Source organism: Catenulispora sp. GP43, from assembly GCF_041260665.1.
Classification (GTDB): domain Bacteria; phylum Actinomycetota; class Actinomycetes; order Streptomycetales; family Catenulisporaceae; genus Catenulispora.
Genome location: NZ_JBGCCT010000038.1, coordinates 43,714 through 62,481 on the forward strand (window position 1 = coordinate 43,714; position 18,768 = coordinate 62,481).

Genomic DNA, 18,768 nt, shown 5'->3' on the forward strand with positions numbered 1-18,768 from the left:
CAGACCGCCGGTCGGGACGGTGCCGGGCCGTTACGCGCCGGTGACGGCCGGGACGGTCCTCGGCCGGTACCAGAAAGCCCTCGGCAGGTACCGCAACAGCAGGGCGCCCCGAAGCCGGAGCTCCGGGGCGCCCTGCTGCGGTCCGCGTGCTTGCATGGATCAGCGCGGATCAGCGCGGATCAGCGTGGATCAGCGTGGATCAGCGCAGATCAGCTCACTGCTGCTTCTCCATCACGCGGATGTGTCCGGCGCCCTTCGCCCAGACATCGACCCGCATGCTGTTGCCCGGCGTGGACGCGGTGACGAGCGCCGGCACGAACTTCGCGGCGTCGATCGTCCCCCATCCCGAGGCGATGTCGTACCCTCCCCTGGCACAGAACCCGTTGACGCTCGCCGTCGAGTTGCACCCGCTGGTCACGTCCACCACCCCCGATCGGCTCCCGTTCGGCCCGAGGGCGTACAGCGCCGGGTTGATCAGCCCCAGGTCGCGCCCGGCAGACTGGTCGGCCAGGCCGACGAGCGCGGCCATCAGCGGGGCGGACTCCGAGGTCCCGGAAGTGCCCTCCATCGTGACGTCCGGCAGCGCGCGGCCCGCGGCGCCGGTCGCGGCGGCGGTGGTCCGCTGCCAGGACGGGATCCCGAACTCGTGCGAGACACCGCCGCCGGATTCGGGCCACAGGCTGTCCGGCCGGGTGCGGTTGCCATTGTCGTCCAGCGATAGCACCGTGCCGCCGACCGCGGTGACGTAAGCCTCGTCGGCGGGGAAGGACACCACCGGCTTGCCCCACGGCGTGGTGCCGTCCAGCTTCATGCCGTCGGCGCCGTCGTCGCCGCTGGAGGCCAGGACCGTCACGCCGTTGTCGGTGGCGTTCTTGAAGTGGCCGTCCAGGCCGTGCAGCTGCGCGGAGCTGGCGAAGTCGTCCTCGGGGGTGCCCATGCTCATCGAGATGACGTCGGCGAGGTGGTGGGACACGGTGTAGTACATCGCGGACATCAGCTCCGGGAACCCGGTGATGCCCTCGGTCTCGCTGACCGGCGTGGCGATGATCAGGATCTTCGCGCCGGGGGCGAGCGTGTGGATCATCGTGATGTCGAGGTCGGTCTCGCCGCCCCAGTCCTGGCAGTCGCCGGTGTTCACACCGGGGGCGGTGCACGCCGGAACCGCGCCGGCCGGCTCGATGGTCTGCAGGTTCGCCGCCGGCAGGCCGTTGTCCGCGTCGTACTGGTCGAGGTAGCTCTGGGCGTTCTTGTCGCCGAAGGCCACCAGCGTGGCGATCGTCAGGCCGGTGCCGTCGATGTGGTTCTGGTACAGCGGCGCGACGTCATAGGCCCGCTGCAGCTGCGGGGACGTCGACTGCAGCGCCTGCTCGACACGCTTGACCCGGTCCGGGAGCGTGGTGGCGGCGCCGACCCGGGTCACGGCGGCGCTGAAGTGGTGGTGCCCGGGGGCCGGGACGGGGACGGGTACCGGGTGCGGGATGGCGGCCGGCGCGGGGTCGGCGTTCACGGTGGCGGCGTGCGCGGCGACGCCCAGCGCGAGGGACAGCGCGACCGCCGCTCCGGCGGCTACGAGCCCTGATGTAGCCCGATGCATGACTCCTCCTGAGGGTGGCAAGGGAGGTGGCGGGATTGATGCCAAGTCTGGACATTGGCAAGGATTAGATGACGTGGCTACCCAAGGGTTTACCAAGAATCCGTCAAGTCCTGACGCAGGCTGCGCACATGTCGCGCGATGAAGATCCGGCGTCACGACCGCGACCCCCTTTGCCAGGAGCCTGAGAACCCTGCCGCAGGTCCGAGCTGCCGGGGCGCGGATACCGTGAAATCCTGGCGAAAGGAGGCCCGCTGGAGGATGCATGATGCGGACGACTGGCGAGACGCCGAACGGATCGCACGACAGGCGCGCGACGCAGGCACGAGGCACCGCGGAAGGTGGGCAGACCGGCGGGAAGCCCACCGACCTGCGACGGGACGGGCGGATCCGGCGGGCAGTTCAGTCGGCGCAGGCCAAATACACCGGGTCCTGGGCTGACGACCTGTGGGGCCGGCTGGGCGCGGTGGACTTCATGAACCAGGCGTTCATCCTGGCCGCCATGCTCCTGCTGTGCGCCTTCCCGTTCATGATCATCGCCGCCGCCCTGGCCGGGCGCTCAGCCACGTCGACGCTATCGCTGCGGCTGGGCTTGAACCATCAGGCCGCCGCCGATGTCGGTCACCTGTTCACCTCCTCCTCAGCGACCTCCGCGGCCATCACAGGCACCTCGTGGGTCTGGTTCGTCTTGAGCGGGGTCGCTGCGGCCTCCTCGATCCAGGCTCTGTACCTGCGGGTTTTCCAGCTGCGGCCGGTGAAATGGGACAAGCTGCGCGCGTTCGTCTGGCTGGCGCTGGCCGTGGGCTGGAGCATCCTGGGTACCGCGGCGGCGCACACGTTCTACACCAGCGCGCCGGTCGCGTGGTGGATCGTCAACATCGCCGGGTTCATCGTCTTCTGGTGGTTCACGATGTGGTTCCTGCTGGGCGCACGGGTCACGTGGCGCAGACTGATGCCGTGTGCCGTCGCCACCGGAATGTTCTGGATCGGCATGCTGGTCTTCTTCCATATCCTGTTCTCCGGCATGGTGACCGGCTCCTACCAGGAGTACGGGCCGATCGGGGTGGTGTTCTCCCTCATGTCGTTCTTCATCGCGATCGGCGTGGTGATCGCCCTCGGCGCGGCCACCGGAATGATGTGGCACGACCGCGGCTTGTCCTTCCGGGCCGCGGCCGGGAAACTGCGGCGGGCATCATGACCGCCCGCGCCGGCAGCGCCGGCCAGGACCAGGCCGCGGCCCGGCCCCCCGTGAGCAGGCTCGTTTGGACGATCGTGCGGGTGGTGGGGTCGATCGTGGCGATCGGGGCCCTGTACTACGTACTGCCGTTGGACCACTCCAGCACTTCACTCACCGTCGCCATGCTCGTGATCGGGCTGGTCGGGTTCGTCGTCCTGGTCGCCTTGCAGGTCGGTGGGATCGTCCGATCCCGGTATCCGGCGTTGCGGGCCGTGGAGTCGCTGGCCACCAGCGTCCCGTTCTTCCTGCTGCTGTTCGCCGCCACATACGTCGCACTGGCCAACCTGGTGCCTGCCAGCTTCGGCGAGCACCTCACCCACACCGATGGGCTCTACTTCACCGTCACCATCTTCTCCACCGTCGGGTTCGGCGACATCACCGCCAAAACCGAGACGGCGCGGCTGGTGGTCACCGGCCAGATGCTCACCGACCTGATCATCTACGGCGTGGCCATCAAGGTCTTCGTGCGCGCGGTCCGACGCGGCCAGCAGCGCAAAGCAGGCCCGGACAGCTCCCAGAGCGACGACGACGAATGATGCAGACCCGGCGGGCCCTATGAGGCCGGGTGCTTCGCCGCGGTGCGCTTGGCGAGCAGGCCCGCGAGCAGCATGACGAGCACGGCGAACCCCGCGCCGCACAGCGTCCACAGCACCCGGTAGCCCTCGGCGGCGTAGTTCGAAGGCTGCGGAAGGTCCAGCAGGATCAGGACTCCCGCGGCGATGGCCGCGCAATAGAACGCGTAGCTCAAGAAGCGGATGGCCACCCCATGCATCAACAGAAGGAGTGCGACTACTTCTAGTCCGCGCAGCACCGAGAAGAGCTTGAGTCCGTGTTCGCTGGCGGGCACCAGCAGCAACAACGCGGCGACGACGGCGCCCATCAGCGCCCCGGCAAGACGCTGGGCGGCCACGAGGGTGGACTGCTCCAAGCTCGGCTTCAGCGCGACGATGGCCGCGATCGGCATCCAGGAGCCGTGCGACAGGTCCAGCCCGAACGCGAGTGCGACGGTGGCGCCCATGACCAGCGCACGGATCACCGCGAACATGACCAACGGCTTGGTCAGCGGCCGGCGCGTGGTGTCACCGGGGAGCTCCTCGAACGGCTGGGGCCGGTCCCGACGCCCGCCGATCAGCCAGGCCAGGAACGTCGTGACGATCCACAACGCCGTTCCCCCGACCCAGGCGAGCACCTGAGCCCAGGTGTAACTGGTGATGCGGACGTGATGGTGCAGGCCGAACGACACCGCGACCGTGATGATGAACCAGATGTTGAGAAGCAGTGCGACGACGAACCTGCGCACACCGAACGCGGCCCCCAAGCCGGCCACGAGCGTGACCGCGAAGGTCACGAGTGCGAGCCAGCCCCAGGCCTGACCGCCGATGCCGAACCCCAGTGCGGTCACACCCGCGCCGAACAGCCCGAAGACGGCGATACGCCACGCACGGTTCGCATAGGCGCCACCGGGGTCGCTCAGGGCTGAGAACAGCAGACCGAACAACGCGCTCAGAAGGTACTGCTCGTAGCCGATCGCCCAGAGGATGAACAACGGCACCATGGCGACGTCCAGGAACCACACCCCGCGCGGCCAGTTGAGCCCCGCGGGGTTGAGCGCGAACACCTTCGACAGCCAGCCCATGACCGTCCGCCCGTGAACGGGCTGTCCCGCGGGTCTGCCGGCACCAGCCATGGTCACTCTCGCATCAGTCGCCCCTCTACCACCTTCAGCTTCAGTCTTCTCCACCTATATCGTGCTAAAACGGCCACAACGCGAAGGCGTCCGGACCGCGAAGGTCCGGGCGCCCGCTCCCGCGTCCGCCTCATCCGAAGCGGCCCCGCTCTCAGCCGGTGATGCTCGCCGCCCCGGTCTCCAGGTGCCCGGTCGCCCGGCGGCTCCACGAAGAGTCCGAGCTCACGGTGACCGTGAAGTCGTACCACCCGTTGTTGTACGCGACCGCGTTGAAGTAGTCGCTGACGGTCGCCCCGGCGGCCACCTGGTACGTCCACGGACCGTCGGTCCGGTAGTTGGTCGAGGTGATCGTGAACGTCACCGTGCTCGTACCGGTGTTCTTCATCGAGAACCACACCGCCTGCTGCCCGGTGTTCGGCGCCGGGGCGTAGTACGTGCCGGCCTCGGCGGTGGCGCCGCTGCCGTTGGCGTTGCCGGTGAAGCGCCGCAGGAAGCGGTTCGGGCCGACGACGGTCAGGTCGTACTGGCCGTTGCCGTAGTTGGTCCCGATGTTGAAGAAGTCCTTGACGCTGCCGTCGGTGCCGTTGCTGTAGGCGTTGACGGTGTACTGCCAGGGCCCGCCGGTGCGGTAGGCGTTCGCGTACGCCGAGAAGTGCGCGGCGGCGGTGGCCTGCGGGCCCTGGTTCGCCATCTCCAGCCAGATCAGGATCTGCCCGTTGGCGTCGTACTCGAGGTGGTCCACCCAGGCGTTCGGCTGGTACGGCAGCGCCCGCGCGGGCCGGGTGCCGCTCTCCTGCGTCGGCAGCGCGTTGTTCGCCGGGCTCGGGTTGGTCTGCGCGTTGCAGAACGACTGCCCGATCACCGTGCTGGTGGCGGGCAGGCTCGGCAGGCCGCTGACCGGGTTGGCGAAGTCGAAGGCGCCGGTGAGGTCGCCGCAGACCTGGCGGCGCCAGGCGCTGATGTTCGAACACGTCGCCGGGGTGCCCAGGGCGGCGGTCCAGGTCTCCAGGAAGCGGAGCACCGAGGTGTGGTCGTAGACCTGCGAGTCGACCCAGCCGCCGCGGGTCCACGGGGAGACCACGACCATCGGGACCCGGAAGCCCAGGCCGATCGGGGCGCCCTGGGTGCTCTCGTTCGCCGTGCCGGACGGCGCGACCGGCGGCGGGACGTGGTCGAAGAAGCCGTCGTTCTCGTCGTAGTTCAGGAACAGCACGGTGCTGTCGAACGTCGCCGGGTCCGCGGCCAGGGCCTGGATGACCAGGTTCACGAAGTGCGCGCCGTCGTTCGGCGGCGCGTCGGGGTGCTCGGAGAACGCCTGGCTGGCCACCACCCACGACACCTGCGGCAGCGTCCCGCCGAGCACGTCGGCCTTGATCGCCGCGGCGATGTCGTCCGGCGTGGAGCCGGTGGAGGGCACCGAGGACATGCCGCGCTGGTAGAGCGGGCTGGAGGTGGCCGCGCCGGTGAACTGCTTGAAGTAGGCCAGCGCGTTGTCGCCGAAGTTGTCGCTCGCGTTCTGGTACACCCGCCAGGACACCCCGGCGTTCTGCAGCGCCTCGGCGTAGGTCTGCCAGCTCAGGTTCGACTCCGAGCCGCCGTCGTACGCCGGGCCGCCGGCGGTGCCGTTCGGGTCGATCATGCCGGACCACAGGTAGGTGCGGTTCGGGCCGGTCGCCGACAGGATCGAGCAGTGGTAGGCGTCGCAGACCGTGTAGGCGTCGGCGAGCGCGTAGTGGAACGGGATGTCCGAGCGGTTCAGGAAGCCCATGGTCCGGTTGGATCCCTTGGCCGAGACCCAGTTGTCCATCTTGCCGCCGTTCCAGGCGGAATGCTGCGTGGACCAGCTGTGGTCCAGCGACCCGTCGCACTGCGCGAGGTCTTCCTTGCTGGTCCCGAACCACCAGGTGTTGGTGTCCGACAGCTGCCACGGGTACTGCCGCCCGGAGCCGTTGGGCTGGTTGAACACCGAGTAGCCGCCGGCGATCTGCACCGTCGCGCGGTCGGCGAACCCGCGCACCCCCTGCAGACTCCCGAAGTAGTGGTCGAAGCTGCGGTTCTCCTGCATCAGCACCACGACGTGCTTGACGTCGCGGATCGTCCCCGTGCCGGTGGCAGCGGCCTGCGATATCGAGCCGGGCAGGGACTCCAGGCCGAGGGTCGCGCCGAGGGCGGCGGCGGAGCCGAGGAAGGTGCGGCGGGAAACGGGCGCCACGATGGGGCCTCCTGGGATGAGGGGTGCGGTGGGGTGGTGGGGTGTGGGGAAACCTGAAGCATTCTCAACGATCGCGGCCGAACAGGCCAGACCCTCAAGAGCACGTTGGTCCACACTTTGCGAACCGGATTGGTCCTGTTCGCCGCGATGACCAGTCCGGTAAAGCTGAGCCCATGTACTTCCAGCACGCCGAAGCCATCCGGTCGGAGTTCCCGGGCCTGGCCGCCGCCGCCCTGACCACCTCCGGTATCACCACCGCGCCCGATGTCGCCGAGCAGGTCGACCGCTTCACGGCGATCGCGAAGGACCGCCTGGCCGGCGGCACCGAGTCCGACCTGGCCGAGATCAAGGCCTGGCGCCAGGCCTTCGCCAAGATGGGCCTGAAGCCCACGCAGTACCGCTGCGCCTCCGAAGCCTTGCTGCGCCGCCTGCGCAAGGAGGGCGACCTGCCCCGTATCCATCCCCTGATCGACCTGTGCAACGCGGTCTCGGTCGCATATGCGATCCCGGTCGCCGCCCTGGACCTGGACCAGATCTCCGGGGACCTGGAGGTCCGGCACGCGGGCGGCGACGAGGTCTACCACACCTTCGGCAGCACGACCGAGAACCCGGAGCCCGGCGAGGTGATCTTCGCCGACGCCGCCGGCCGGTCGCACGCCCGCCGCTGGACCAACCGGCAGAGCGGCCTGTCGGCGGTCCGCCCGGCCACCTCCCGGGTCCTGATCGTCGCCGAGGCGCTGCACGATTCGGCGGCCGAGGACGTCGCCGCCCTGATGAAGACGCTGGCCGAGGAGCTGGCCGCGGCCTGGGAGACGACGCCGGCCGCCGCGCTGCTCAGCGCGGCGGCACCACGGTTCGAAGCCTGAGCACGCGTCCTACAAGAACCCGCCGGACTGCCGCGACCACAAGGTGGCGTAGAGCCCGTCGCGCGCCAGCAGCGCCTCGTGCGTGCCCTCCTCGACGATCCGCCCGGCGTCGAGCACCACGATGCGGTCCATGCGGGCGATCGTCGACAGGCGGTGCGCGATCGCGATCACGGTGCGGCCCTCCATCACCTCGCCGAGGGTTTCCTGGATGGCCGCCTCGACCTCGGAGTCGAGCGCCGAGGTGGCCTCGTCCAGGATCAGGATCGGCGCGTCGCGGTGCACGGCGCGGGCCAGGGCGACCCGCTGCCGCTGCCCTCCGGACAGGCGGATCCCGCGTTCCCCGACCAGCGCGTCATAGCCGCGCCGCCCCTGCGCGTCGCGCAACGCCGCGATGAACCCGTCGGCGGCGGCCTGCCGGGCCGCCGCCTCGACCGCCGCGTCGTCGGAGGCGATGCCGCCGGCGATGTTCTCGCGCACCGAGCGGTGCAGCAGCGTCGCCTCCTGGGCCACGACGGCGAACTGCCGCCGCAGGCTGTCCTGGGTGACGTCGGCGATGCGGTGGCCGTCGATCCAGATCGTGCCGGACTCGGCCTCGTAGAACCGCAGCAGCAGGCTGACGACCGTCGACTTGCCCGCCCCGGACCGGCCGACCAGGCCGACGCGCTCGCCGGCGGCGACGTCCAGGCTCAGGCGGTCCAGCCCGCCGGCGCCGCGTCCGTAGTGATGGCTGACGCCCTCGAACCGGATGCGTCCCTTGGCCGGCGGGAGGATGACAGCGTTCGGCGAATCCTCGACGGCCAGCGGCTGCGCGACGGTGCGCAGCGACCGGTCCAGCTGCCCGAGCGCGCCGAACATGTCCGAGAGCGCGTCGAGCAGCCACTCCCCCATCGACGTGATGCGCAGGCTGAGCGCCGAGGCCGCCGCGACCAGCCCGATCGCCGCCGCGCCGGCCTGCCACAGCACGATGCCGTAGCCGACCAGGCCGACCAGCAGCCCGCCGCCCAGTGCCGTCATGCTCGCGTTGATGGTCACCTCGACGCGCTGCACGTCCAGGTACGCGCGGCGCGCGGCGGCGAAGACCCGCCGGTCGTCTGCCTCGCGGTCCGGGAACAGCGCCAGGGTGTCGGCGTTGGCGTAGGTGTCCACGAGCAGCCCGGTGAGCTCGGACTCGGTCTCCTGCATGCGCTCGTGGGCCGCCCGATAGCGCGGGACGAGCCACACCAGCAGCGCCGAGTACAGCACGATCCACGCCGCGAGCGGGAGCACCAGCCGCGGGTCGATCGACGCGATCAGCCACACCGACCCGGCCAGGTAGACCGCCACCGACACCAGCGTGTGGATGACGGCGTAGGAGGCTGTGGCGGCGGCCGTGCCGCCGTCGCGGACCCAGGTGGCGATGCGGCCGGCGAGGTCGTCGCGGAACCAGCCCACCGACTGGCGCGAGACGTAGCGGTGCAGCCGCCAGCGCGCCAGCGACTGGGCGTTGACCCGGAAGGCGATGTCGTCCAGCCCCTCGCCGCAGACGTGGATCAGCGGCCTGACGATCACCACCAGCACCGCGGCCAGGACCAGGCCGCGGCCGTGTTCGGGCCAGAACCGGTCCCGGCTGGTCGCGGTGAGCACATCGACCAGGCGGCCGGCGTACCCGATGAGCCACACCTCGATCGCGGCGCTGGCGACCGTGGTGGCCAGGGCGAACAGGACGACCGTGCGCAGCGGCCGGAACTCGCGGGTCAGGAACCGCCGGGCCGCCGCGGGCGGGGTGCCGGGATTGTGGCGGTCGGGACGGAAGGGGTCAGCAGAGTTCTCCAACAGACGGAACAGCAAGGGGTGCCCTCCGGGCGGTTTCGGCGAACAAGGGTCCGGGGCGTCCCGTGGCGGCCATGTCCGTCTCCATCCGTTCCGTGGGCTGTTCCGTCGGCTGGGTGTTCCGACGCGCGCAGGCTACCGCTGCGCGCGCCCGGCTGCACTTGGTTAACGCTTGATCGCCACACCCGCGTACATCGCGATGTCCTGGTCGCGGATCGGCGCCGCGCCGGCGTCCGGCCGCCAGTGGTGCACCAGCGCGACACCGGGGTCGAGCAGTTCGAAGCCCTCGAAGAAGGCCTCGGTCTCGCCCTTGTCGCGCACCTGCAGCGGGATCCCGCGGGCGTTGTACTCCCGGCTGACGCCGCCGACGCCGACCGGGTCGGTGTCGCCGGTGAAGACCGTCAGCGCCAGGAAGCTGCCCGGGACCAGCGCGTCCATGAAACGGCGCACGGTGCCCTGCGGGTCGTCGGAGTCCAGCACGAAGTGCACGATCGCGATCAGCGACAGCGCCACCGGCTTGGAGAAGTCCAGGACCTCGCGCAGCCGGGGGTTGTCGATGATCGACTCCGGGTCGCGGAAGTCCGCGTCCACGTAGCAGGTGGCGCCCTCCGCGGTGCTGGACATCAGGGCCCTGGCATGGGTCAGCACGATCGGGTCGTTGTCGACGTAGGCCACGCGCACCTCCGGGGCGATGGCCTGGGCGATCTCATGCACGTTCGGGGAGGTGGGGATGCCGGTGCCGATGTCCAGGAACTGCCGGACGCCGTACTCCTCGGTCAGGTGGCGCACCGCGCGCTGCATGAAGTCGCGGGTGGTCCGCATCGAGACCGGCAGGGCCGGCCAGGCCTCGACCGAGGCCTTGGCGGCGATCCGGTCCGCCTCGAAGTTGGTCTTGCCGCCGATCAGGTAGTCGTAGACGCGCGCCGAGTGCGGCACGTCCATCCGCAGGTCCACCGCGGGGTAGTCGTCCTCTTTCGGCGCCTGCCCGGCCCGGACCTCGTTCGTCATCGCCCACCCTTTCGTCGCGTGCCGCGCAGCGCGGCGCAGGACCGCCATGATCGCGGTCCTCGAAGCGCATGATAACGAAATACCCGCGCGAAGGCGGCAGGGCTCTGGTATCAGGACTCTGTGAAACTTCAACCACCGAACGCGGGTGATCCAACCGGTCACACACGGTTCATCTGAGGACTCTGTCTTCCTCCTGACATCGCGGCTAACCTCCACCGCGGAGCAAACCCCACGCTCCGGCGATTGCCACCCAGGAGGTACCCACCCATGACAGCACCCTGGCTCCGCCGCTTCACGGCCGGCGCCGCGACGCTCGGCGCCGCCGTGCTCGCACTGGCCGCGACCATCGCGCCGGCCGCCGCGGACACCGGCTCGTCCCCGGTGTCCCACAGCACCGTGGTCGGCCTGCACAACACGTACGACGACGGGGCCGAGTTCCCGCACCTGGCCAACGCGCTGGACGCCGGGACGTCGATGATCGAGCTCGACACCTGGACCGACGTGTTCACGAACGAGTGGAAGGTGAGCCACAGCAACCCGCTGGGGAACAACAACAACTGCGTCGACGCCGCCAAGCCGGCCGACATCTACACCGGCTCGGCGAACAAGGACCTCGGGTCCTGCCTGGACGACGTCAAGTACTGGCTGGCCTCGCACACCACCTCCGGGCCGCTGTACATCAAGCTGGAGATGAAGCAGGGCTTCGAGGCCGACTACGGCCTGGGCCCCTCGCAGCTGGACGCGCTGATCAACGCCCACCTCGGCAGCCTGGTGTACCGGCCCGCGGACCTGCTCAACGGCACGTACCCGAACCTGGACGCGGCCGCGAAGGCCGACGCCTGGCCGTCCCGCTCGGCGCTGGCCGGCAAGGTCATCCTCTACGTCATCCCCGGCACGGTGGAGCTGGCCAACCCGTTCGACACCCTGCACACGGACGTCGAGTACGGCACGTACCTGAAGAACCTGGCGGCCGCCGGCAACGTGTCGCAGGCCGCCGTCTTCCCCTGCGTCCTGGGCGCGCAGACCGGCGACCCGCGCAGCCAGTACTCGGACACCTCGATCCGGCCGTGGTTCGTGGTCTTCGACGGCGACGCCAACACCTTCGTCACCAGCGTCGACACGTCGTGGTACGACACCGACCACTACATCCTGATCATGACCGACGCGCAGAACGTCGCCCCGGCGCTCAGCGACACCGCCCCGAGCCAGTCCGACGCCCAGGCCCGGGTGGCGCTGCTGGCGAGCAAGCACGCCAGTGTGGTCTCGACCGACTGGACCGGCCTGCCCGCGGTGCTGTCCGAGGTCCTGCCGCGCGGCTGAACCACCTGCTCAAAGCCGCTTTTCCCACCGCTCGGCCGGGTTCTCACGGCCGGGCGGTGTGCTGTCCGCCCCCGCCGCGCGCCGTTGACAGGAAACCAAATGGTTTCCTATTGTGGAAGCCATGGACCCCGTGTTCAAGGCCCTGGCCGACCCGACGCGCCGAGCACTGCTGGACGAGCTGTTCGCCGACGACGGCCAGACCCTGGCGGCCCTGACGGCGCGGCACGAGATGACACGCATCGCCGTGGCCAAACACCTGCGGATCCTGGAGGAGGCGGGCCTGGTCGTGACCCGCCGGCGCGGCCGGGAGAAGCTGCACTTCCTCAACCCGGTCCCGATCCGCCAGGTCCACGACCGCTGGGTCGGCAAGTACACCGAGCAGTGGGCTGCCGGGCTGGTGGGCCTGAAGCGTGAGCTGGAGGAACTCATGGAGCGCGTCTTCGAGATCTACATCCGCACCACGCCCGAACGGCTGTGGGAGGCGATCACCGATCCCGACATCCGGGCGAAGTACCACTTCGGCCTGGAAGTGGAGTCCGACTGGACCCGGGGCTCGCGGTACGAGCTGAGGCACCCGGCGGCCGAGCGGCCGATCATCGAGGGCGAGAACCTGGTGGTCGATCCGCCGCGCCGGCTGGTGCAGACCATGCGCGCGCTGTGGGGCCCGCAGGCCGAGGCCGCCGGGACGACCCGGGTGACCTGGGAGATCGAGCCGGTCGGCGACTCGTGCCGGCTGACGGTCGTGCACGACCAGCTGCCGCCGGACGCCCCGTCCGAGGTCTACGGCGGCTGGCCGATGGTCCTGTCGGGGCTGAAGACCTGGCTGGAGACCGGGGAAAGGCTCACGACGCCCGGATCGCTGATGTACGGCACCGACAACTGAGAATCAGGAGACCGTCATGAACCAGACCACCATCACCGACATCGGCACCGTGGGCATCCCGGTCAGCGACCAGGACAAGGCGCTGGAGTTCTTCACCGGCACGCTCGGCTTCGACAAGCGCCTGGACATGCGCGCCGGCGAGAACTTCCGCTGGGTCACGGTCGCCGCGCCGGGCGCGCGGGTGTCGGTCGCCCTGGTCGGTATCGGCAACGGCGGCGGCACCGTCGGGCAGGACACCGGCATCCGCTTCATGGTCCCCGACGCCGAGGCAGAGCACACCGCCATGCGGCAGCGCGGCATCGAGGTCGGGGACCTGCTCCGGTGGCCGGGGGTGCCGCCGATGTACGAGTTCAAGGACCCGGACGGCAACCGGTTCGAAGTCGTCGAGACTGTCGAGGACGCCAAGACCGCCGAGAGCGCCTCGGCTGGCGTCTGATCAGCCGGCCTCGGCGTCTCAGACGGCCTCGACCTTCACCCCGTGCCAGAACGCGACCCGGTCGCGGACATGCTCGGCCTCGGCCTTGGGCTCGGGGTAGAACCAGGCGGCGTCAGCGTTGGCCTCGCCGCCGACGGTGACGGTGTAGTAGCTGGCCAGGCCCTTCCACGGACAGACGGTATGGGTGTCGCTGGCGGCGAAGAACTCGCTGTTCAGCGACCCCGCCGGGAAGTAGTGGTTACCCTCCACCACCACGGTGTCGTCACTCTCGGCCAGCACCTGGCCGTTCCACACGGCGCGCATCGCCATTTCGCATCCTCCTGGGTCGTCTTACCGATCACAACCAGCCTCGGCCGCGGATGCTTCCCGCGGGCCGGGCACCTGCGACGACGGCGGGGACCATCCCCTATTGTGTGGCGGACATCGCAGGGCAATGCTGGTGCTGCCCTCCCCCGTGTTCCGACCCTGAGAAGGTACGAAAATGGCCGCCGCCTCCATATCGAACGCCTCGATCGCGCGCATCGCGCAGCTCGTCGGGTTCTCCGTCGTCGCCGCGGCGCTGGCCGTGGTCTCCTGGCGCGGCACGAGCCTGAACCTGCCGGACGTGGGCCAGTTCGCCGGCATCATCGGCTCGGGATTCCTGGGCGGGATCATCAACCCGCTGATGAAGACGCTGGAGGGGCCCGACAACGCCGGGCAGCCGGCCGGCGGCTCGCAGGTGGTTAAGACCGTCGAGGCGGCACAGGACGGCGCCGCGACCGCGCTCGGGCAGAAGAGCGACCTGCTGTGGGAAGCCGCCGTGGCGATCGGGGCCGCGGCCATCGTGGCGGCCGCCCTGGCGCTGGCGATCAACGGCGAGCACCACATGAACGCCGCCGCGGCGCTGACGGCGCTGGCGACAGCGTTCGGGGCGCTGTTCGTCGACACTACGAAGATCACGCATCCGGTGAACGCGAGCTGAGTTGAGCTGAGCCGGGCCGAGGGCCTGGGACGCCGGGCGCCAGGTCCTACGACGGCGCGTAGGCCAGGATCTGCAGGTCGATGTACTGACCGTTGCTCGCGTCCTGGTCTTCGGCGGTGACCTTGGCGACGGCGGTCCGGCCGTTCAAGGCGGCGACGCACAGCTGGTCGCCGACCTTGACCGCCGCCTGATACACCGCGTGTCCCTGAAGCAGAGCGGAGCAACTTGCCGCCGTCGGGCTCTTGTCCTCGGTCCACGCGGCGATGTTGTCGGGGCCCACGAGCGTCGCCTGGGGTCCCACCTGCAGGCCGAAGACCAGGCCGGCGCCCGGGATCGGGCCGGCGGTGACGTGCTCGCCGTTCATGGTGACGCGGACGGTGCCCTGCCACGGCCCGGGCTTCGTCGGGCTGGTCGTCGGCGCCTTCGTGGGGCCGGTCGCGGTCGTGGTCGGACCGGAGGCGGTGGCGGACGTGGTCGAGCCCGGCGCGGTATGTCCGTTGCCGGGCTGCCCACCGCCGCCGCCCTGTGTCACGGAGACGACGACCGCCACGAGCGCGGCCACCCCGGCCAGGACCGCTGCCTGGTAGCGGACGAGCTTCGGCGCACGGATGCGCTGCGGCGCGGACACGGTACCGGTAGCGGCGTCGGTAGCCGTATCGGTGCCGGTGCCGGTGCCGGATTCGACTGGCGGCTGCGGCAGCACGAAGAAGGAGGCGACGTAGCGTCGCCAGAAGGTCTGGCCGCGCCAGTCACGCTCCGGCGCGGGGCCGGAACCCAGGCCGGTGAGCGACGACCAGTAGCGGCGCCCGATCGGACCGCGGCTCACGCCTGCTCCTCGGCGGTGGGCTGCTTCGGGATCAGCGCGGTCGCCGGCTCGGCCGCCGGACCGGTCGGGTGGTCGGCTGCCAGCTCGGCCGCGCGTTCAGCTACCGTTTCCGCCGCGCGTTCCGGTGCCGACTCGACCGGGTGCGCCATCGCGTGCTCGACTGCCAGCTCATGTCCGGCATCGCTCGCCGACCCGCCCACGATCTCGAAGGCCGCGCCGAGCCGCGCCGAGCCCAGCTGCCGCAGCACCGTCGGCGCCGAGCATCCGACAGCGATCGCCGCGTACGCCCCGGTCACCTGCGAGTGGAACAGCAATCCGGCGACCGCGCCGAGCAGGACCCGGGTCAGCCCCGCCGCCACGTCCGAGAGCGGGTCGACGTACGCCGACAGCGCGGGCCCCGCCGTCGCGGGCTGCCGGGTCAGCGCCTGATGCCGGGCGGCGTTCCAGGCCAGGACCCGGTCGGAGCTCACCACCGCCTCGACCACCGCGCCGCCGATCGCGCCGTATCCCATGGCCAGCAGCCAGTCCACCCGCGTCTCCCCCAAGTCCGATGGCAGCATGCCGTGGTCGTCGGGCGAACAGCATTACAGAACGTTGTGTCGAAGCGGAAGTCGGGAGGCCCCAGAGGCCGATTTGCCCGGACTCAGGAGGCTGCCGGCACCGCGATCGCGTCGATGGCGGCGCGCGTCTCGGCGTCCAGCCGTACCTGTCCGGCGGCGATGTTCTCGGCCAGGTGCGCCGCATCGGTCGTGCCCGCGATCAGCAGCGTGTGCTGGTAGTGCGCGAGGTGCCAGGCCAGGCCGACCTGGACCGGCGTGACGCCCAGCGCCTCGGCCGCGGCGCGCACCGCCGGCTGGTCCACCACCTTCGGGAACTGCGGGAACGCCGAGCCCAGCGGGAAGAACGGTACCCACGCGATGCCGTGCTCCCGGCAGACGTCGAGCACTGGTTCGCTGGTGCGGTCGACCGGGCTGTGCGAGTTCTGCACGCACACGATCCCGGCGGGCAGCGCGTGCCGGAGCTGGCCGGCGTCGACGGCGCTCAGCCCGATGCCGTCGATCTTGCCCTCCTCGCGCAGGGCGATGAACTCGGCGAGCTGGCTGTCGAGGTCGACGACCTGGTCGCCCTCGGCGACGATCCCGGGCGCGTGGTCGAGGCGGCGCAGGTTGACCACGCCGAGGCGCTCGGTGCCCAGCCGCGCCAGGTTCGCCTCGACGCTGGCCCGCAGCTGCTCGGGACGCTGCGCCGGCACCAGCGCTCCGCCGGCGTCACGCTCGGCGCCGACCTTGGTCGCGAGCACGAGGTGGTCCGGATAGGGGTGCAGCGCGGCGCGGATGAGGTCGTTGGCGTTGGCGGCGGCGGTTCCGTAGAACTCGGCGGTGTCCAGGTGGTTGATGCCGCTGTCGATCGCCGTGCGCAGCAGGGCCACGGCGGCGTCGGGGCTGAGTGCCGGACGGCCCGGACGGTGCTCGGCCAGCTGCATCGCGCCGTAGCCGATGCGCGCGACCTGGTGTCCGGCCAGGGTGGCGGTGCCGCCGGGGGCCGCGGTGCCGGCCATGTCGGTGCTGCTCATATCCCGTTCCCGTCTGTGAGATGAGATAGTGGGGGAACAACCGGAGGAGCCTCCGGTAACCCTCACGCTAGCAGAAACGGAGGAGCCTCCGCTTTATGTCCACCGGATCAGCCCGACCAGCCCCGGCCCGCGCGGACGCCCAGCGCAACCGCCGGCGCCTGATCGAGGTAGCCCAGCACGCCTTCACCGCCGGCGACGGCAAGGTCTCCCTGGAGGCGGTCGCCAAGGAGGCCGGCGTCGGCATCGGCACCCTCTACCGCCACTTCCCCACCCGCGAAGCCCTGGTCGAGGCGGTCTACCTGGCCGAGCGCGGGCGCCTGTGCGAAGCCGCCGACGAGCTGCTGGCCCAGCAGCCGCCGGACCGCGCCCTGCGCACCTGGATGGACCGCTTCGCCGACTACATCGCCACCAAGCGCGAGATGGCCGACGCCCTGCGCGCGCTGATCGCCGACGGCACCGTCACCCGCTCGCAGGCCCGCGAGGAGCTGTCGAAGGCGGTACGCCGGCTGCTCGACGCGGGCGCCGAGGCGGGGACGCTGCGCGCTGACGTCGCGGCCGAGGACGTGGTCACGGCGCTGGTGGGGGTGTTCTCGGTGTGCACGCTGCCCGAGCAGCGGGAGCAGGCGGGGCGGTTGCTGGATCTGCTGATGGACGGGCTGCTGCGGGTGTAGGGCGGTTGAGATTCGGCCGGTCGCCGGCCGCCAACCACCCGCCGCCACAGCTCACCGCCTCATGGCAGCTCAGCCGCCGCTTTACCGCCCTGCCGCAACTCGCCCGCTGCCCGCTGCGCGTCGCATCACGGCAGCTCAGCCACCGCTTCCTCCGCCGCCGCCTTCTCCTTCTCCTGCTCGGCAGCCGCCTGCGCCGCCACCACCTTCGTCCGCCGCCGCAGCACCTCCGCGGCCGCCGCCGTGCTGAGCGCGAAGGCCCCGACCAGCATCGCCGGGGAGTTCAGCCGGTTGCCGGTGGCGTGGTCGACCGAGTACCGCCCCGGTCCGGCCACCGCCAGGCCGGCCGCGGCCAGCCCGAGGAACGCCGGGTACTCATAGCCGCCGGTGCTGTTGAAGAACCCCTTGGGCCGGTGCACCTCCACCGCGGCCGACATCGCCCCGATCGCCGCCGCGCCGCCGACCGGGGTCGCGGCGCCCAGCGCCAGCAGTGCGCCGCCGCCCGCCTCGCCGAGTCCGGCCATGAGCGCGTTCGGCAAGCCGGGGCGGAAGCCCATCGCGTGCATGCCCGCCGCCGCGCCCTTCAGGCCGTGGCCGCCGAACCAGCCGAACAGCTTCTGCGTGCCGTGCGCGATCAGGACGCCGCCGGTGCCCAGTCGCAGGGCCAGCAGGCCCAGGTCGGTACGTGTCAGGCAGGCCATCGGGGGCTCCTTACCGCCGGCAGGTCGGGTTGCCCCTCCACTATCGGCCGGGAGCCCGCCGCGCGCCGCCTGGGACCCGCCAGTCGGTTATCCTCGACCACATCGCAGACCATCGGGAGGCACACGGGGTGAACGACGAGGAATACCGCGTCGACGACCTCGCGCGCCTGTCCGGGATGACGGTCCGCAACATCCGCGAGCACCAGTCCCGCGGCCTGCTGCCGGCCCCGACCGTCCGCGGCCGCGTCGGCTACTACGGCCCCGAACACCTGGCGCGCCTGGAGCAGATCAAGCGCCTGCAGGCCGAGGGCTTCACCCTGGAGTCGATCCGCCGCATGCTCGGCGGCGGCGCCGAGTTCGCCTCCTTCGCCGCCGCGGTCCACCAGGCCTTCGACGACGGCGACAAGCGCGTGGTCCGCCTGGAGGACATCCACACCCTGTTCCCAGGGCTGGACACGGGCGACGAGGACACCACGGACTCCGCGGGCTCCGCGGGCTCCACAGACACCACGGACTCCACGAACACCGCCGCCTCCGACCCCGACCGCAGCACCGCCCTGCTGAACTCGGCCGTGGACCTGGGCCTGCTGCGCCCCCTGGGCAACGGCCGCTTCGAGGAACGCTCCCCACAGCTGACCCGCATCGGCGCCGAGCTGATGGCCCTGGGCATCCCCCCGGACAGCGCCCTGAAGGCGGCGGCCGAGGCACGGACGCATGTGCAGGCCGTGGCGAAGTCCTTCGTGCAGCTGTACGTGGACCAGATCTGGGCCCCCTTCGAGGCCGCGGGCTACCCCGCCGACCGCTGGCCGGACATCATCGGCGGCCTGGACCGGCTGCGTCCGCTGGCGCTGGACTCGATGCTGGCGCTCATGCGGATGGCGCTGGACGAGGCCGCGACCCGGCTGATCGAGGAGCGCGCGGGGCTGCGGTAGACGGCCCAGACCCACCAGCCATACTCAGTTCACTGACATATGCCAGTGAACTGAGTAT

At 70.8% G+C, this 18,768-nt stretch carries 19 protein-coding genes; 9 read left to right on the forward strand and 10 right to left on the reverse strand.

Annotated features, from left to right (window positions below; all coding sequences use genetic code 11):
• Window positions 1-214: 214 nt before the first annotated feature.
• Window positions 215-1,594 carry a S8 family serine peptidase gene (locus ABH926_RS46165; protein WP_370373496.1) on the reverse strand — a complete coding sequence of 460 codons (1,380 nt, stop codon included), beginning with the start codon at window positions 1,592-1,594 and terminating at the stop codon, window positions 215-217.
• Between the two features lie 262 nt (window positions 1,595-1,856).
• Here ABH926_RS46165 and ABH926_RS46170 point away from each other — a divergent pair, with 262 nt between their 5' ends.
• Together ABH926_RS46170 and ABH926_RS46175 are read left to right on the forward strand one after the other, a co-directional pair.
• On the forward strand, window positions 1,857-2,789 hold the full coding sequence (locus ABH926_RS46170; RefSeq protein ID WP_370373498.1) for a hypothetical protein: 933 nt from the start codon (window positions 1,857-1,859) through the stop codon (window positions 2,787-2,789).
• Complete coding sequence (locus ABH926_RS46175) at window positions 2,786-3,364, forward strand: potassium channel family protein (protein ID WP_370373500.1); 579 nt, start codon at window positions 2,786-2,788, stop codon at window positions 3,362-3,364. Before ABH926_RS46170 ends, ABH926_RS46175 begins: the two co-directional genes overlap by 4 nt.
• 17 nt (window positions 3,365-3,381) lie before the next feature.
• Here ABH926_RS46175 and ABH926_RS46180 read toward each other — a convergent pair whose 3' ends face one another.
• Together ABH926_RS46180 and ABH926_RS46185 are read right to left on the reverse strand one after the other, a co-directional pair.
• Window positions 3,382-4,464 (reverse strand): FUSC family protein, encoded by a 1,083-nt coding sequence (locus ABH926_RS46180; protein WP_370373502.1) that lies wholly within the window; start codon window positions 4,462-4,464, stop codon window positions 3,382-3,384.
• Window positions 4,465-4,666: 202 nt separating this feature from the next.
• The gene (locus ABH926_RS46185) at window positions 4,667-6,727 is read right to left on the reverse strand and encodes a phosphocholine-specific phospholipase C (RefSeq protein ID WP_370373504.1); all 2,061 of its coding nucleotides are present in this window, start codon (window positions 6,725-6,727) and stop codon (window positions 4,667-4,669) included.
• 173 nt (window positions 6,728-6,900) lie between these two features.
• On the opposite strand from ABH926_RS46185, the gene ABH926_RS46190 reads away from it, so the two are divergent.
• Window positions 6,901-7,593 carry a B3/4 domain-containing protein gene (locus ABH926_RS46190; RefSeq protein ID WP_370373506.1) on the forward strand — a complete coding sequence of 231 codons (693 nt, stop codon included), beginning with the start codon at window positions 6,901-6,903 and terminating at the stop codon, window positions 7,591-7,593.
• A 9-nt stretch (window positions 7,594-7,602) separates the two neighbouring features.
• Here the strand turns inward: ABH926_RS46190 and ABH926_RS46195 are convergent, their stop codons facing one another.
• Together ABH926_RS46195 and ABH926_RS46200 are read right to left on the reverse strand one after the other, a co-directional pair.
• A complete protein-coding gene (locus ABH926_RS46195; RefSeq protein ID WP_370373618.1) occupies window positions 7,603-9,417 on the reverse strand; it encodes an ABC transporter ATP-binding protein in 1,815 nt (604 codons plus the stop codon).
• 150 nt (window positions 9,418-9,567) lie between these two features.
• Window positions 9,568-10,410, reverse strand: a complete 843-nt coding sequence (locus ABH926_RS46200; protein ID WP_370373508.1) for an SAM-dependent methyltransferase — start codon at window positions 10,408-10,410, stop codon at window positions 9,568-9,570.
• A 267-nt stretch (window positions 10,411-10,677) separates the two neighbouring features.
• Here ABH926_RS46200 and ABH926_RS46205 point away from each other — a divergent pair, with 267 nt between their 5' ends.
• The 3 genes from ABH926_RS46205 to ABH926_RS46215 all read left to right on the forward strand — a co-directional run bounded on the left by ABH926_RS46205 (window position 10,678) and on the right by ABH926_RS46215 (window position 13,049).
• Window positions 10,678-11,730, forward strand: coding sequence for a phosphatidylinositol-specific phospholipase C domain-containing protein (locus ABH926_RS46205; RefSeq protein WP_370373510.1), 1,053 nt, complete (start codon window positions 10,678-10,680; stop codon window positions 11,728-11,730).
• Between the two features lie 121 nt (window positions 11,731-11,851).
• Window positions 11,852-12,613: an ArsR/SmtB family transcription factor gene (locus ABH926_RS46210; protein ID WP_370373512.1), complete on the forward strand. Its 762-nt coding sequence runs from the start codon at window positions 11,852-11,854 to the stop codon at window positions 12,611-12,613.
• A gap of 16 nt (window positions 12,614-12,629) precedes the next feature.
• Entirely contained in the window at window positions 12,630-13,049 is a 420-nt protein-coding gene (locus ABH926_RS46215; RefSeq protein WP_370373514.1) for a VOC family protein, read from the forward strand.
• 18 nt (window positions 13,050-13,067) lie between these two features.
• On the opposite strand, the gene ABH926_RS46220 is transcribed toward ABH926_RS46215, so the two are convergent.
• Entirely contained in the window at window positions 13,068-13,352 is a 285-nt protein-coding gene (locus tag ABH926_RS46220) for a DUF427 domain-containing protein (RefSeq protein WP_370373620.1), read from the reverse strand.
• 178 nt (window positions 13,353-13,530) lie between these two features.
• Here ABH926_RS46220 and ABH926_RS46225 point away from each other — a divergent pair, with 178 nt between their 5' ends.
• A complete protein-coding gene (locus ABH926_RS46225) occupies window positions 13,531-14,010 on the forward strand; it encodes a hypothetical protein (protein WP_370373516.1) in 480 nt (159 codons plus the stop codon).
• Window positions 14,011-14,056: 46 nt separating this feature from the next.
• Here the strand turns inward: ABH926_RS46225 and ABH926_RS46230 are convergent, their stop codons facing one another.
• The 3 genes from ABH926_RS46230 to ABH926_RS46240 all read right to left on the reverse strand — a co-directional run bounded on the left by ABH926_RS46230 (window position 14,057) and on the right by ABH926_RS46240 (window position 16,409).
• On the reverse strand, window positions 14,057-14,836 hold the full coding sequence (locus ABH926_RS46230; RefSeq protein ID WP_370373518.1) for a hypothetical protein: 780 nt from the start codon (window positions 14,834-14,836) through the stop codon (window positions 14,057-14,059).
• The gene (locus ABH926_RS46235; protein WP_370373520.1) at window positions 14,833-15,396 is read right to left on the reverse strand and encodes a hypothetical protein; all 564 of its coding nucleotides are present in this window, start codon (window positions 15,394-15,396) and stop codon (window positions 14,833-14,835) included. The genes ABH926_RS46230 and ABH926_RS46235 overlap by 4 nt, the downstream gene beginning before the upstream one ends.
• An 83-nt stretch (window positions 15,397-15,479) precedes the next feature.
• On the reverse strand, window positions 15,480-16,409 hold the full coding sequence (locus tag ABH926_RS46240; RefSeq protein WP_370373522.1) for an aldo/keto reductase: 930 nt from the start codon (window positions 16,407-16,409) through the stop codon (window positions 15,480-15,482).
• 95 nt (window positions 16,410-16,504) lie between these two features.
• Here ABH926_RS46240 and ABH926_RS46245 point away from each other — a divergent pair, with 95 nt between their 5' ends.
• The gene (locus tag ABH926_RS46245; protein ID WP_370373524.1) at window positions 16,505-17,080 is read left to right on the forward strand and encodes a TetR/AcrR family transcriptional regulator; all 576 of its coding nucleotides are present in this window, start codon (window positions 16,505-16,507) and stop codon (window positions 17,078-17,080) included.
• A 125-nt stretch (window positions 17,081-17,205) separates the two neighbouring features.
• Here ABH926_RS46245 and ABH926_RS46250 read toward each other — a convergent pair whose 3' ends face one another.
• Complete coding sequence (locus tag ABH926_RS46250; protein WP_370373526.1) at window positions 17,206-17,778, reverse strand: DoxX family membrane protein; 573 nt, start codon at window positions 17,776-17,778, stop codon at window positions 17,206-17,208.
• 128 nt (window positions 17,779-17,906) lie between these two features.
• Between ABH926_RS46250 and ABH926_RS46255 the strand changes: the two genes are divergently transcribed.
• Entirely contained in the window at window positions 17,907-18,710 is an 804-nt protein-coding gene (locus ABH926_RS46255) for a MerR family transcriptional regulator (protein WP_370373527.1), read from the forward strand.
• The last annotated feature ends 58 nt before the right edge of the window (window positions 18,711-18,768 follow it).

Excerpts from the sequence above, each read along its gene's own strand:
- ABH926_RS46165 (WP_370373496.1), bottom strand. The coding sequence starts at position 1,594 with ATGCATCGGGCTACATCAGGGCTCGTAGCCGCCGGAGCGGCGGTCGCG.
- ABH926_RS46170 (WP_370373498.1), top strand. The coding sequence starts at position 1,857 with ATGATGCGGACGACTGGCGAGACGCCGAACGGATCGCACGACAGGCGC.
- ABH926_RS46175 (WP_370373500.1), top strand. The coding sequence starts at position 2,786 with ATGACCGCCCGCGCCGGCAGCGCCGGCCAGGACCAGGCCGCGGCCCGG.
- ABH926_RS46180 (WP_370373502.1), bottom strand. The coding sequence starts at position 4,464 with ATGGGCTGGCTGTCGAAGGTGTTCGCGCTCAACCCCGCGGGGCTCAAC.
- ABH926_RS46190 (WP_370373506.1), top strand. The coding sequence starts at position 6,901 with ATGTACTTCCAGCACGCCGAAGCCATCCGGTCGGAGTTCCCGGGCCTG.
- ABH926_RS46200 (WP_370373508.1), bottom strand. The coding sequence starts at position 10,410 with ATGACGAACGAGGTCCGGGCCGGGCAGGCGCCGAAAGAGGACGACTAC.
- ABH926_RS46205 (WP_370373510.1), top strand. The coding sequence starts at position 10,678 with ATGACAGCACCCTGGCTCCGCCGCTTCACGGCCGGCGCCGCGACGCTC.
- ABH926_RS46210 (WP_370373512.1), top strand. The coding sequence starts at position 11,852 with ATGGACCCCGTGTTCAAGGCCCTGGCCGACCCGACGCGCCGAGCACTG.
- ABH926_RS46215 (WP_370373514.1), top strand. The coding sequence starts at position 12,630 with ATGAACCAGACCACCATCACCGACATCGGCACCGTGGGCATCCCGGTC.
- ABH926_RS46220 (WP_370373620.1), bottom strand. The coding sequence starts at position 13,352 with ATGCGCGCCGTGTGGAACGGCCAGGTGCTGGCCGAGAGTGACGACACC.
- ABH926_RS46225 (WP_370373516.1), top strand. The coding sequence starts at position 13,531 with ATGGCCGCCGCCTCCATATCGAACGCCTCGATCGCGCGCATCGCGCAG.
- ABH926_RS46235 (WP_370373520.1), bottom strand. The coding sequence starts at position 15,396 with ATGCTGCCATCGGACTTGGGGGAGACGCGGGTGGACTGGCTGCTGGCC.
- ABH926_RS46240 (WP_370373522.1), bottom strand. The coding sequence starts at position 16,409 with ATGAGCAGCACCGACATGGCCGGCACCGCGGCCCCCGGCGGCACCGCC.
- ABH926_RS46245 (WP_370373524.1), top strand. The coding sequence starts at position 16,505 with ATGTCCACCGGATCAGCCCGACCAGCCCCGGCCCGCGCGGACGCCCAG.
- ABH926_RS46250 (WP_370373526.1), bottom strand. The coding sequence starts at position 17,778 with ATGGCCTGCCTGACACGTACCGACCTGGGCCTGCTGGCCCTGCGACTG.